Below are 12,248 nucleotides of genomic sequence, written 5' to 3' on the forward strand. Positions count from 1 at the left end.
CATGGAGGGTGGCCGCAGGGCCGCGGGGCCTCATGAAGATCCTGGTCGTCGAAGACGAAGTCAAGGCGGCCGCTTACCTGCGCAAGGGCCTCACGGAGGAGGGGTATCAGGTTGAGGTGGCTCACTCCGGCGTTGACGGACTCCACATGGCGTCCGTCAACGAGTACGACCTCGTCATCCTGGATTGGATGCTGCCTGGCATCGATGGGATGGCGGTCCTCTCCGCACTGCGCCACACGCGTTCAGTACCCGTCCTCATGCTGACCGCGCGCGGCCAGATCGAGGACCGGGTACGAGGTCTGCAGGGCGGGGCGGATGACTACTTGGTCAAGCCATTTGCGTTCTCTGAGCTGGTGGCGCGCGTGCAGGTGTTGCTGCGTCGATCCGGAGGACATCAAAGCGACGCGGAGACCATCCTCCTCCGGGTGGCCGACCTGGAGGTCGACACCGTACGGCGCAAGGCGACTCGAGGGGGGCAAAGGCTTGAGCTGACTCCGAAGGAGTTCAGCCTGCTGATCCTGCTGCTCAGACGCAAGGGGCATGTGCTGTCGCGCACGGAGATCGCGTCTCAGGTCTGGGATATGAACTTCGACAGCGAGACCAATGTGGTCGAAGTTGCCATCCGCCGTCTGCGCTCCAAGGTTGATCAGCCGTTTGACCGGCATCTTCTGCACACGGTCCGAGGTGTCGGCTACGTGCTGGAGGAACGACCGTGATCGCGCAGGTGTTCCAGGCACCGAGCCTTCGTGCGCGGCTGTCGCGCCAGTTCGCGTTGCAGACCATTGTTGGCCTCAGCCTGGTCTGCGGGGTCGTCTATCTCGTCATCGCACTGACGCTGGCTGGCCGACAGGACGATACGCTCGTCAAGAAGCGCGCGGCGGTTCAGCGACTGTTGGCAGAAGGGGAGGAGCTTCACGACGTTCCCGCGATCAAGCATCTGCTGAGCGACTTTCTGGCGGGCCACGATGACCTGTCACTCGTGGTGCGTCAGCGCGATGGCCTGGCGGTGTTCGACAAGAACGATCCCACTCGTCCGGAGGACATGAGCAAACGGTTGACGTTCGAAGTCAAGTTGCCGGTGGAATTGGGAGGCGCCGGGACCGCGGAGTTCATCTACGACATCCGCAAGGACGAGTCCCTTTTGAGCCGCCTCTGGTGGACCCTGCTCACGGCGGCCATCGTGGGCACGTTTGCGGTGTCCGCGACGGGCTTCCTGCTTGTCAAGAGGGGGCTGGCTCCGTTGAATGCGCTGGCACGCCGGACATCAGAGCTGGATGCGAGTCGCTTGGACCTGCGCCTTGACGGGGCAGGCCAGCCCGAAGAGGTGCAACCCCTGCTGATGCAGCTCAATGCGTTGCTCGATCGTCTGCAGGCAGCCTATGCGCAGATGGAGGCGTTCAACGCTGACGTCGCCCATGAACTTAACAATCCGCTGTCCATCCTGATCGGATCCTGCGAAGTCGCGCTGCGGCGTCCGAGATCGCAGGCGGAGTTGCATGACACGCTGACCTCGAACCTGGAGGAACTCAGGCGCGTCGCAGGCATCGTGGCGGACATGTTGTTCCTGTCGCATGCCGAGCGTGGCGTGGAGGCTCGCCGGACGTTGCCAATGAGCCTGGCGGATCTTGCGGCTGAGGTCATCGAGTACCACGAGGCTGCGCTTGAGGAAGCCGAGCTGCGTGTCGAGGTACTGGGCGATGCGCGCGTCGCCGTGGATGTTGGGCTGGTACGGCGGGCGCTGTCGAACCTACTCAGCAATGCCACCAGATATGCAGTCAAAGGATCACAAATTGAAGTTCGCATCGACCGCTTGGAATCAAGCATCGTGTCGATCGGCGTACACAACCAAGGTGAGGTGATTCCGCCTCAGCATCTGCCGCGACTTTTTGACCGGTTCTACCGGATCGACCCGTCGCGCACCAATGCGAACCGCAACCACGGACTCGGGCTGGCCATCGTGGCGGCCATCGCGAAGATGCACGGCGGTACCGTGGCCGCGGAGTCTGATCAAACGGGCACCTTCATCCGATTCACGCTAATGACAGGCTCTGGAGCCGCAAAGACAGGTGAACCAGAACGCATGGCGGTGCGGGTGCGTGATGAGGGGAATGGAGCGTGCTGAACCTGTTCGAACACCTTCGCGAGAAACATCACGGGCTAGCCCTCTACATCTTCGGGAGCTCCATCGCGGTCATCATCATCTCCTTGTTGTTGCTGATCTACTTCCTGCGGCAGGACCGCATCAAGAAGCAGCAGCGCAGGGAAGAACGTCGCGAGCAGCGACGCCGGACGCGCCAAAAGCGGTAGCCTCCTACATCGACCCGTTGTTAGGATCATTTGGTGCGCAAAGCTCTCGTGATCTTTCTGCTTGGACTGTTGTCCTTCCAGCTTGTCTGGGGGGCAGCCGCCGGTTACTGCCGGCACGAGCAGGACGTTGAGGTCAGCCATTTTGGGCATCACGTGCACAAGCACCAGACCAAGGCGGGGAGCTCTCCGGATGGAGCGAACAGCCCTGTCGACAACCTGAATGGCGAAGACGCTGACTGCATGGCATGCCACCTCTGCGGCCCAAGCCTGGTTGGTGTTGTCTACGACGCCCCGCATCCGGCAGGCGTTTCACATGCCGTGGCATCAGCCGAGAAGGACCACTCCAGGTTACTGATACCGGCGATCTACCGGCCCAATTGGGTCGCTGCTTCTTGATCTGAGCCTAGCTTCGCTAGGCAGAGCCGCTGGCGCACCGCCAGTGGCATGGACGACCTGACCACTTTCTGAGGTTGCAGGTCCGACTCCACGGGCAGCCATTGCAGCTTTTGCGTACCGGCCGCCGCCATTCAAGAAAGAGAAGCTGTCCATGAGTGACACCCAGAAGCTGCGGTTGAATCTCCCGCTGGTACTTCCGGAGATTCACGGTGCTGATGATCCCTGCGTCAAACGGTTGCAGGACAAGCTAACTGGCCGCCCCGGCATTGACGAAGCACATGTGACGGGGTTAGAGGAAGGCACACCACAGCTGTGCGTTCACTACGACTCCAATGTGATCTCGCTGAGCCGGCTGCGTGAGCTCGTCAGCTCCGAAGGCATGGCGTTGACGGATCAATTTGCTCACGTCCTTGGCCGAGTGAACCTGCCGATGCATGCCCGGTATGCGCAACGCGTCGCTGATGTCTTGCGTTCGGTGGAAGGCGTGGTTGAGGCGGATGTCTCGCCGAGTGGTGTCGTGCGCCTCGAGTACGACCGTTCAACGGTTGATCAAGGCAAGCTGGACCAGTGCCTGACTTCGCTGGACATCACCCTGAATGACGCCAGCGGACCCGCGGAGCGGCGTCAGCTCGCTATGGAAGCGGCTCAAGAGCCTGTGGCCAACGCGAGTCAGGCAGCTACGGCCAGTCATGCCCATACAGGGCATGACCACGAGCATGGTGACGAGCACGACCACGGACCTGGCAGCAAGCCTAGGAGCGGGCCAAAACATGGGGAAGATGGCCATGTCCATGGCAAGGAGGAAGAAGGCGGGGATGGCCACGAGCACGGCGGAATCTTTGGCGAGCGGACAGAGCTGATCTTTGCGTGCCTGTCGGGGGCATTCCTGCTGGCGGGGTGGTTGGTGGGGCGCAATGGTTCTGGGCCTGACTGGCTACCCACCGCCTGCTATGTGGTTTCCTACTTCTTCGGCGGGTTCTATACCGTTCGCGAGGCCATCGAGAACCTGCGTGCCAAGCGCTTCGAAATCGACACCCTGATGCTGGTCGCAGCAGCTGGCGCCGCTGCCCTGGGCTCGTGGGGCGAGGGGGCGTTGCTGCTTTTCCTGTTCAGTCTTGGCCATTCGCTGGAGCACTATGCGATGGGTCGTGCTCGTCGCGCCATCGAGGCGCTGGCCAAGCTTGCACCGGAAACAGCGCTGGTGCGTCGCGAATCCGGGACTGAGGTTGTGCCCCTGGAGAAGTTGGCGGTGGGGGACATTGTGGTCGTGAAGCCCAATGAGAGGCTGCCTGCAGACGGCGTGGTGGTGGTCGGCACCTCCAGCGTCAATCAGGCACCCGTCACGGGCGAGAGCGTTCCCGTCGACAAGCGGCCGGTGGAAGATGGCAAGACGGCGATCGGCAACTTCGAGCGTGTGTCCGCCGAGAACCGGGTTTTCGCTGGCACGATCAATGGCTCTGGCGCGATGGACGTCATGGTTGCGCGCAAAGCCGACCAATCGACGATGGCGCGAGTGGTCAAGATGGTGACCGAGGCTGAGGCACAGCGTTCGCCCACGCAGCAGTTCACCGAAAAGTTCGAGCGCATCTTCGTGCCTTCCGTGCTGGCACTGGTCGTGGTGCTGCTGTGTGCCGGACTGGTCATTGATGAACCGTTCTCGGAGACGTTCTATCGCGCAATGGCTGTTCTCGTCGCTGCAAGCCCGTGCGCGCTGGCGATCTCGGTGCCCAGTGCCGTCCTGAGCGGTGTCGCACGTGCCGCGCGAGGAGGCGTCCTGGTCAAGGGGGGCGGCCCCTTGGAGAACCTAGGCACGCTGACGTCCATTGCGTTCGACAAGACCGGCACACTGACTGAAGGCAAGCCAAAGCTGACTGACGTGGTGTCGGCGCAAGACGTGCCTCAGGATGAGTTGCTGGCGGTGGCGTTGGCTGTCGAAGAGCATAGCGATCACCCTCTCGCGGCAGCCATCGTCAGCGGCGCGAAGGAGCGGCTTGGCGACAAAGCCGACCTGCTGCAGGCGTCCGACGTCAAGAGCATCACAGGTCGTGGCGTGCAGGCGCAGCTCGGCGGAGAAACGGTGCACATCGGCAAGCCGGTGCTGTTCACCGAGTTGGCCGACTCCAAGGTGCCTGCGGACGTCGACGAGGCAAACAGGAAGCTCGTGGCCGATGGCCGTACGACCATGATCGTGCGCAAGGGCAATCGCTTCCTTGGGGTGATCGGCGTCATGGATACGCCGCGCCCGGTTGCTGGCCAGGTCATGGGTGAACTGCGCAAGCTCGGCATTGAGCGCTTGATCATGATCTCTGGCGACAACCAGAAGGTTGCCGAAGCCGTCGCCCAGACGGTCGGCCTGACGGAAGCCCGAGGCGATCTCATGCCCGAACAGAAGGTCGAGGAGATCAAGAAGCTGCGCACGGAGCACGGCAAGGTCGCGATGGTCGGCGATGGCGTCAATGACGCGCCAGCCATGGCCAACGCTACTGTCGGAATCGCGATGGGTGCGGCAGGCTCGGACGTCGCCTTGGAGACCGCCGACGTGGCGCTGATGGCTGATGACCTGGCGCAGTTGCCGTTTGCGGTCGGTCTGTCCCGTAGCACCAGTCGCGTTATCAAGCAGAACCTCTGGGTGAGCTTGGGTGTGGTGGCGGTCCTGATTCCTTCCACCATCTTGGGTTTGAGCATCGGCACCGCCGTCATCTTCCACGAGGGCTCGACGCTGCTGGTGGTCTTCAACGCTTTGAGATTGCTGGCCTACAAACCGTTTGACAAGAGCATGAAGTCGGCGGAAGCGGCTCGGCCCGTTGAGGTGAAGCCGTGAGACGGCCCCATGACCAACGGGGCGAGGACATGCAAGCCCTACAGGCGATGGATGATGTCGACGGTGATCTGACAGACATGCTGGGCGAGCTGCGGGTGCTGCTGCCCACAGCGCAACTGCTGTCCGCCTTCTTGATCGCCGTGCCGTTCGCCCCGGGCTTTCGCAACATCGTGCAGGCCGAGAAGCACGTCTTCCTGGCGACGTTCCTGTTCTCTGTCGCGGCATTGGTGCTGTTCACCGCGCCTGCGGTGCAGCATCGGCTGATGCGCCCACTTCAGCAGCGAGCGAGATTCAAGGCACGGGCGAGTAGGCAGATGCTCCTGGGCGCGGCCTCTCTTGCTATCGCGCTGGTGCTTGCCACGCAGTTCGTGCTTTCCGAGGTTCTGGGCCACACAGTGGGAAATGTGGCGGGCGTTGTCATTGGTGGATTGATCGGCACGGCGTGGCTGCTGGTGCCTCTGATCTGGAACCGACGGCAGTCTGCGTGACCGACTGGCCTCGCGTGACATCGCGGGCCTGCTCAGCTCGCTAAACCGTGATGGATAGTGCCTTTGCCGGACCGCCCAGAGCTTGGTCCAAATGCATTGGAAGCATCGGCTGAGCGCGTTGACGACGTGGCCGACTTTCGGTCGTGGCTAGCGTCGAGGATCAGCGATCGCCATCCTGAATTCCTTCAGCTCATCATCCAACGACGTGACAGCGAGCTGATGAAGGATGGAGTTCTGCGCGAAGGATGCGCGCTCCCTGTCAAGATCGACAGAGTTGCCGTCCAAGCTGGACTGGGACGGCAGCGCGAACTGGGCAAACTGCATGGTTGTGCGCGGCGCTACCAGGTCCGGAGCAAGATGGCGTTGCGACGTGATTGCGATTGTCGCGGCCGGTCGGGAGCGCTTGGCTTCCTCCAGCGCCGCAGCAAAGTTGATGTCACGTGCCTGGTACCGAGGCGTGTCGGCGTTCGCGATGTTGCTGGCGATCAGCGCCTGTCGCTGTCCCCTGAAGATCAGCGCCGTCCCTTTCCAATCGTCGTCGGCCGCGATGGGCGCGGCGCCGCTGCTGGGTGTCGGACGAAGTGAGTCGGACATGGGCGGTTCCTCCGAAGAGGGGAGCGGCAGAGCGCCCCCCTCTCGTAGCTACATTGCCGATCAGAAGCTGTGGCGCATGCCGACTTCCAGACCGGAGGACTTCTCGCCCCCACGCATGGCCGTCGGAGTTGTGTACAGCACGGAACTGCGAGCAGCACCCTTGTTGTTGATGTTGGCGTATGTGGCATACAGCGCCGACCGCTTGGACAGGTCGTGCACGTAGCCAACGGCCAGACGGGTGCTGTCATCTGCGTCGGCATAGCCGGAGCCTGCAGCGCCACCAGAGCGGTTGGCGTTGGTGTAGCCCAGGCGGATCGAGCCGGACGGGTTGACCGGGATGGTCGCGCCGACGGAGAGTTCCTGTGACTTGCGCGGGCCCCACTTCTTCACATCCAAGAGCGTGTGCACGGTGCCCCAGGGCGACTTGTAGTTGAACAGCAGGTTGTAGTTCTTGAACTTCGGTTGGCTGCTGCCGACATCAGTCTGACCGATAGCGCCGCCGACCAGGAAGGTGCTGTTCTCAAAGCCCACACGGCCGCCGGTGTACTTGTTGCCGACCACGCCTTCGCCGGCGGCGACATGAACTTGACCGAACCAGCCGCCCAGGTTCTTCGGCAGGAAGTAGCTCACGCCGTTGTCGGTACGCTGGGCGGTGGTTGCGCCGCTGCCCAGGACCGCGCTCGAGCCGTAGACGAACACGCCACGCGACCCGACGCCGACGATGTTGAACTCGTCACCCAGGGCGTTGTTGTAGGTCGGTGTGGTATCGCGGCCGAGGCGAATCTCGCCGAACTCACCCATCAGGCTGACGGTGGAACGGCGATTCCAGAACTTGCTGGCATTGGCAGTGCCGGTGTCCAGGTCAACACCGGATTCCAGGTTGAAGCCGGCAGACAGACCGCCCCCCAGTTGTTCCACACCGCGAACGCCCAGGCGGCTGGTCGTGTTGGCGCCGGAGGTGACGCCCTTGACCGTGCCGGCGCTACCGTTCTTCACTTGGCGAACGGCGGCATCAGCAACGCCGTACAGCGTGACGGAAGACGATTGCGCAAAAGCAGAACCTGCGAGCGCGCTGCATGCCAAGGCCAAGAGGGCTGGCTTCTTCATGTACTTCTCCTATTCAGTGGTCGATGCATGAGGTCGTGGATCGCCTCAAGCAGCTTGAAGGCTATGGATCGCGACTAGGGAAATCCATGACGAAGACGATTTCGGTGGGGGCGCGCTCGCACCGGGGCATGCAAACGGTCTGCTGACGTGCCTTGAAATCGACATCGCGCGCTGTGGCGCAACTCCTGGTTTCGTTTCACACGGAAGTCACACATGGCGAGGGTCGCGGCAGCCTTCCCGAAAGTGACAAAACCGTAATCCGCCGGACCGGCGGTCGTCAGGCGAGTCTTTCTAAGCTGCCCGCGGATTGGGCGCTGTCAGCGTCCACGAACGATAGAGAGCTTTGGCGATGCGCCAGTGCGAAGAAGGCGCAGGATGAGAAGACCGGATGCTCAGTTGATCTCCAGAGCTCGACGTGGCGATATCGCAGCTTGCTTGGAGGCAGGCAGAAAGTACCTCCAAGGAGCAAGCGGCTTCCCTCGTCACGTACCGCTCGGCCTCGAGTACCTGCAGCAAGCGGAGCCCATCCGAGCGGCCGACGCCCAGCAACTGATCATCGAGTCCTTGGATCTGTACGAGATCGCTGCGCACGGACGCATCGCGACGCTGCAGCAGGCAGCTCAGTCGGGTCGCGTTGCGGCGCAGTTGAAGCTGGCCGTGTGGTTGTCATTGACTGCAGCCGATGCGGAAGAGGGCATGCGCTGGTTCCGCAGCGCCGCAGCGTGTGGTGACCTCACGGCGAGGAAGGTGCTTACCGCCTACGTCGACAGCGATCAGTCGGAGGTGCAGGTCGTCTCGCGTCTGCGGAATCTCAGAAGACTCCCTGGATTTGGCTGGGCAAATCTTGTCACCTTCGCCATGGATCGGGCTTTGATGCGGCAGGCGCCGCTCTTGCTGTTCAGGGCCCTCGCTCTGGGGCTCGAATCGGACACTGACCCGGATGCGCTCTTGGCCGACAAAGTGCTTGAGGCCTTGACGTATGCGAGCGCGCTCGATGAGGCCACGATCGTGGTTGATCGACGGGCCATCGAAATGCTTCTAGACGATTGCGTGGCGCGTGGAAACAGCAATGCGGCCTTGATGCTGGGGATGGCGCTGAGCGGCAACGACGTCGGTGCCGTGCGGTGGCAGTCACTTGTCACCGGTCAGAACCACCGCAAAGCGGCAGCGTTGCTGATGCGTGCAGCCGATGGTGGTCATGCTGAAGCGTGGACGAGGCTGTTCGAGATTCACTCGAACCACAACGGCTCAGTCGCAAATCCACCGATGGCCAGGTTCTGCCTGGAGAAGGCAGCGGCCGGTGGCGCCGTGGCGGCGCAGCGCAGACTCGGTGCGGCCATTCTCCGCGCAGCGGGCGCGCTGCGGGAGATGGAGCTGGGGATGCACTGGCTGTTCAAGGCAGCGTCAGCCGGCGACGATCACGCGCAGACGCTGCTGCACACATTCGTGCTTCCGGTCGAAGGGCGTGACGACCAGGCGAGACGAGCGCTCATTTCGATCGCGAAGTCGAATCCGGGACTCGCGCTCCGGCTTGAGGTGGCAAGGGAGTTCGGCCTCACCAAGCTCGAGGCCATGACCGTGGATCTGGTGGCTGGCCAGCGTCCCTGGGGCTTGGTGGTCGGACGCAACCCCTTCATAAGACATATCAAGCTGTCCGCGCCACGAGCAGTTCCTGCTGTCTCAGTCGAAGTTCAGCAGAAGCTTGCCCGGATGGCCGCACAGGTCGCCAGTGGCAGCATGCGCGGCACGGACCTTCAAGACATCGAGTTCCGCCATCGGGCGGTGAAGCTGAAGCAAGTTCTCGATGCACATGGTCTGCCTGAATCCCTGTTCTTCGCCAAGGCACGCTCCAATGACCTGGAGGTGCTGCGCAGCGGCGGACGATGGGCACACATGGCCAAGGCCGATGTCGACGCGGCGATGGCGTAGATCGACCGGAGACCACGCGACGCGAGATTCCGCTGCTTGACGCGGGGCCCTTTTCCCGCAAAGTTGCGAAGGTGAACTCCCACACGCCGTTTGGTTTGTGGGTTCGCAGTCCCCTTGCGAACTTCGATGCTCCCCATGAGAAAGCTCATCCAATCACTGCATGACTGGTTGCCCGTGTGGGCTGCCGACTGGCTGGACATCCTGGTGCCGGCCGTTGAGGTCGCGCTCATCGCCTTTGCCGCATGGCTCCTCATGCGGTTGGCGCACAAGCTGATTGGCCGCGTCACGCAAAAGTATGGCTTGCCGGTCAATGTCGTCTCGGTATTCCTGCGCGTGGTCGGAGTGCTGGTCTATGTCGGCGCGCTGCTATGGGCGCTCGAACGCTTGGGCGTGTCGGGCGCGGTGCTCTGGACGGCATTCACCGGTTTCGCGACGGTGGGAGCGGTGGCGTTCTTCGCGGCATGGAGCGTTCTCTCAAACCTCTTCTGCACGCTGCTGATCTACATCACCAAGGCCTTCCGGATCGGAGACGTGGTGGAACTTCTTGAGGCCGGCGACAAGGCCGGGATGAAAGGGCGCGTCGTCGATATCAATCCGGTCTACACCACGCTGTTGGAGAGCGGCGACGCACAGAACGGTACAACGCTGCAATTGCCGAACAGCCTGTTCTTCCAGCGTGCCGTACGACGCTGGCACGGAAACGCTGTGGTCGAGTTGTCAGTCGACCAACAGGGCGGCCCCTAACAAGGTGCCGCCAGCCGCCTGCTCAATGCCGCTCTCAACCACGTCAGGGCTTGGATCCCCGGGGTGACTCTGTCTCGCTAACCCGGTCGCTGGCATCGACATGCGCATCCTCCACGCTCTGTGCGCGGCGGTCGGGCTTCGCCTTCGCGTTTGCGTGACCAGGGCCTTCCTCCGGTTGCGGCGCGACGGGCGTGTCGAGGGGGTTGTCAGGCTCGGTGGGCAGATCTGCAGGCGACTTCTCCTGCCTGCCTGGGGCAGGACCAGGGCCGGGGATATGGGTGTTCACGGTGATTCCTTTTGATGGATGCCGGAGATCGAACTTATCAACGGCGACGGGGGCGTACATCCCACAGTTGCCACCTTCGGACAGTAGGGGCCTGTAGAGATCACAGCGATGGCGCGCTGTCCGACTTCGGTTTCGCCGCGGCGTCGGTATGGTTCCTTTGTCACACCACGAGGCAGGCATGCGCAATCACCTCTTTGCCCGAACCGTTGGGATCGCGACTGCTTACACCGTGGCGGTGCTCGCCACAGGATTTGCCGCGTTCGGGCTGGTAACGATGCTGGTGTTTACCGCCGGGTTCGTCGGCGGCCTGACTCTCTGGCTGGCCCTTCCAACGCGAGGCACATGGTTGGACGTCCGATGGCCATTCTGGCTGGTGATGCTGCTGTTCATCGTGCACCGCATCGAAGAGAAGCAGTTCGGATTCTTCGCGATGCTCTCTAGCGTGACCGGGGTCGCAACGCCTGAGTTGTTGTCGCCCGCAGTGGTGGCGCTGGTGCTGCTGTCCGTAGGCGGGTGGCTGCTTGTACCGTGGCTCATGAGCCGAAGGAAGCCGCTCGGCAGCTACTTTGCGTGGTCGTTCTTCGCATCGATGGGGATCACGGAGCTCGCCCACTGGCTTGTCTTTCCTTTCATGCAAGGGGCGGGTGCTCACGCAGTCCCTGGCATGTGGAGCGTGTTGCTCCTTGCGCCGACTGCCTGGTGGGGGATGTCGCGCCTCTATCGCCCACCCCGAACGTAGCAGCTACACCTTCTACGCTGGACTGCGGTTTTGCTCGCTTGATGCTGCAGAGGCTTCGGCCAGGATCTCCCGCCCGCCGTTGGCTGCAATCACCGCGACGATGAGGCCGAGGACCAGATCCGGGAGGTTTGAATCCCACCACATTACCAAGGCACCAGACAGAACGATTGCCAGGTTCACGATGGAGTCGTTGCTCGTGAAGATGGCTGAAGCCTTGAAGTTGACATCGTCGCCTTTGTGGCGTTTGAGCAGCCTCAAACACACCAGGTTGAGCGCGGCGTTGATGGCGGCCATCACCATCATGGCGGGTCCGAGCGGGGGCTCGCCGCCGAAGTACCGTCGTAGGACCTCAACCGCGAGCGCGACTGAAAGTGCGATCAGCAGCCATCCGGACAGACGCGCAGCTCGAACCTTGATCACGGCGGCACGGCCGACGGCGTAGAGGCTGACGGCGTAGACAGAGGCGTCCGCCAGATTGTCGAGCGCGGCGGCGATGAGTGCTGTCGAGGACGCCCAGATGCCGACGCCGACGCCGCCAACGCATTGGCCGACGTTGATGATCAGCACCATCAGCAGCACTCGGCGATCGGTTTCCTGGCTGGAGTCCGAGGTTGAGTTGACGGGCTGATGATTGCCGCTCATCGGATCAACGGAGTTCGGTGGGTATGGGCGGTGGCATTCTCAGGCGGGACAGCCAAAAGAGAAGACCCGAAGCGTTCAAGCTACGGGTCTTCAGCCGTTTGCCTGTTCGGCAGTTCCTTTTCAGGTCACCGTTCTGGCTTGCGACGATTCAAGAATAGCTGGCGGACGGGCCTGAAAGTGCGGGAGGACGACCAA

General features: G+C 62.4%; 12 protein-coding genes. 9 read left to right on the top strand and 3 right to left on the bottom strand.

Features of this window, described 5'->3' with window-relative positions; genetic code table 11:
* Nucleotides 1-32 precede the first annotated feature (32 nt).
* The 6 genes from ACT6S0_RS00400 to ACT6S0_RS00425 all read left to right on the top strand — a co-directional run bounded on the left by ACT6S0_RS00400 (nt 33) and on the right by ACT6S0_RS00425 (nt 6,012).
* Nucleotides 33-716, top strand: a complete 684-nt coding sequence (locus ACT6S0_RS00400) for a heavy metal response regulator transcription factor (protein WP_310333186.1) — start codon at nt 33-35, stop codon at nt 714-716.
* Nucleotides 713-2,122, top strand: a complete 1,410-nt coding sequence (locus ACT6S0_RS00405; protein WP_310333187.1) for a heavy metal sensor histidine kinase — start codon at nt 713-715, stop codon at nt 2,120-2,122. The genes ACT6S0_RS00400 and ACT6S0_RS00405 overlap by 4 nt, the downstream gene beginning before the upstream one ends.
* Nucleotides 2,116-2,307 (top strand): hypothetical protein, encoded by a 192-nt coding sequence (locus tag ACT6S0_RS00410; RefSeq protein ID WP_310333188.1) that lies wholly within the window; start codon nt 2,116-2,118, stop codon nt 2,305-2,307. Before ACT6S0_RS00405 ends, ACT6S0_RS00410 begins: the two co-directional genes overlap by 7 nt.
* Before the next feature lie 33 nt (nt 2,308-2,340).
* Nucleotides 2,341-2,703, top strand: coding sequence for a hypothetical protein (locus tag ACT6S0_RS00415; RefSeq protein ID WP_310333189.1), 363 nt, complete (start codon nt 2,341-2,343; stop codon nt 2,701-2,703).
* Between the two features lie 151 nt (nt 2,704-2,854).
* Nucleotides 2,855-5,524 (top strand): heavy metal translocating P-type ATPase, encoded by a 2,670-nt coding sequence (locus tag ACT6S0_RS00420; protein WP_310333190.1) that lies wholly within the window; start codon nt 2,855-2,857, stop codon nt 5,522-5,524.
* A gap of 47 nt (nt 5,525-5,571) precedes the next feature.
* The gene (locus ACT6S0_RS00425; protein WP_310333191.1) at nt 5,572-6,012 is read left to right on the top strand and encodes a DUF6328 family protein; all 441 of its coding nucleotides are present in this window, start codon (nt 5,572-5,574) and stop codon (nt 6,010-6,012) included.
* A gap of 147 nt (nt 6,013-6,159) precedes the next feature.
* Here ACT6S0_RS00425 and flgB read toward each other — a convergent pair whose 3' ends face one another.
* Together flgB and ACT6S0_RS00435 are read right to left on the bottom strand one after the other, a co-directional pair.
* Nucleotides 6,160-6,606: a flagellar basal body rod protein FlgB gene (gene flgB / locus ACT6S0_RS00430; protein WP_310333192.1), complete on the bottom strand. Its 447-nt coding sequence runs from the start codon at nt 6,604-6,606 to the stop codon at nt 6,160-6,162.
* A 60-nt stretch (nt 6,607-6,666) separates the two neighbouring features.
* A complete protein-coding gene (locus ACT6S0_RS00435; protein WP_310333193.1) occupies nt 6,667-7,713 on the bottom strand; it encodes a porin in 1,047 nt (348 codons plus the stop codon).
* A 564-nt stretch (nt 7,714-8,277) separates the two neighbouring features.
* Here ACT6S0_RS00435 and ACT6S0_RS00440 point away from each other — a divergent pair.
* From ACT6S0_RS00440 to ACT6S0_RS00450, 3 genes are all read left to right on the top strand, one after another.
* The gene (locus tag ACT6S0_RS00440; protein WP_310333194.1) at nt 8,278-9,642 is read left to right on the top strand and encodes a hypothetical protein; all 1,365 of its coding nucleotides are present in this window, start codon (nt 8,278-8,280) and stop codon (nt 9,640-9,642) included.
* Between the two features lie 135 nt (nt 9,643-9,777).
* Nucleotides 9,778-10,386, top strand: a complete 609-nt coding sequence (locus tag ACT6S0_RS00445; RefSeq protein ID WP_310333195.1) for a mechanosensitive ion channel family protein — start codon at nt 9,778-9,780, stop codon at nt 10,384-10,386.
* A gap of 464 nt (nt 10,387-10,850) precedes the next feature.
* Nucleotides 10,851-11,411 (top strand): hypothetical protein, encoded by a 561-nt coding sequence (locus ACT6S0_RS00450; RefSeq protein ID WP_310333196.1) that lies wholly within the window; start codon nt 10,851-10,853, stop codon nt 11,409-11,411.
* Nucleotides 11,412-11,423: 12 nt separating this feature from the next.
* On the opposite strand, the gene ACT6S0_RS00455 is transcribed toward ACT6S0_RS00450, so the two are convergent.
* Entirely contained in the window at nt 11,424-12,053 is a 630-nt protein-coding gene (locus ACT6S0_RS00455) for a cation transporter (protein ID WP_310333197.1), read from the bottom strand.
* Between the last annotated feature and the right edge of the window lie 195 nt (nt 12,054-12,248).

This window comes from Roseateles sp. (assembly GCF_052436255.1).
Classification (GTDB): domain Bacteria; phylum Pseudomonadota; class Gammaproteobacteria; order Burkholderiales; family Burkholderiaceae_C; genus Pelomonas.

Excerpts from the sequence above, each read along its gene's own strand:
- ACT6S0_RS00400 (WP_310333186.1), top strand. The coding sequence starts at position 33 with ATGAAGATCCTGGTCGTCGAAGACGAAGTCAAGGCGGCCGCTTACCTG.
- ACT6S0_RS00420 (WP_310333190.1), top strand. The coding sequence starts at position 2,855 with ATGAGTGACACCCAGAAGCTGCGGTTGAATCTCCCGCTGGTACTTCCG.
- ACT6S0_RS00425 (WP_310333191.1), top strand. The coding sequence starts at position 5,572 with ATGGATGATGTCGACGGTGATCTGACAGACATGCTGGGCGAGCTGCGG.
- flgB (WP_310333192.1), bottom strand. The coding sequence starts at position 6,606 with ATGTCCGACTCACTTCGTCCGACACCCAGCAGCGGCGCCGCGCCCATC.
- ACT6S0_RS00435 (WP_310333193.1), bottom strand. The coding sequence starts at position 7,713 with ATGAAGAAGCCAGCCCTCTTGGCCTTGGCATGCAGCGCGCTCGCAGGT.
- ACT6S0_RS00445 (WP_310333195.1), top strand. The coding sequence starts at position 9,778 with ATGAGAAAGCTCATCCAATCACTGCATGACTGGTTGCCCGTGTGGGCT.
- ACT6S0_RS00450 (WP_310333196.1), top strand. The coding sequence starts at position 10,851 with ATGCGCAATCACCTCTTTGCCCGAACCGTTGGGATCGCGACTGCTTAC.
- ACT6S0_RS00455 (WP_310333197.1), bottom strand. The coding sequence starts at position 12,053 with ATGAGCGGCAATCATCAGCCCGTCAACTCAACCTCGGACTCCAGCCAG.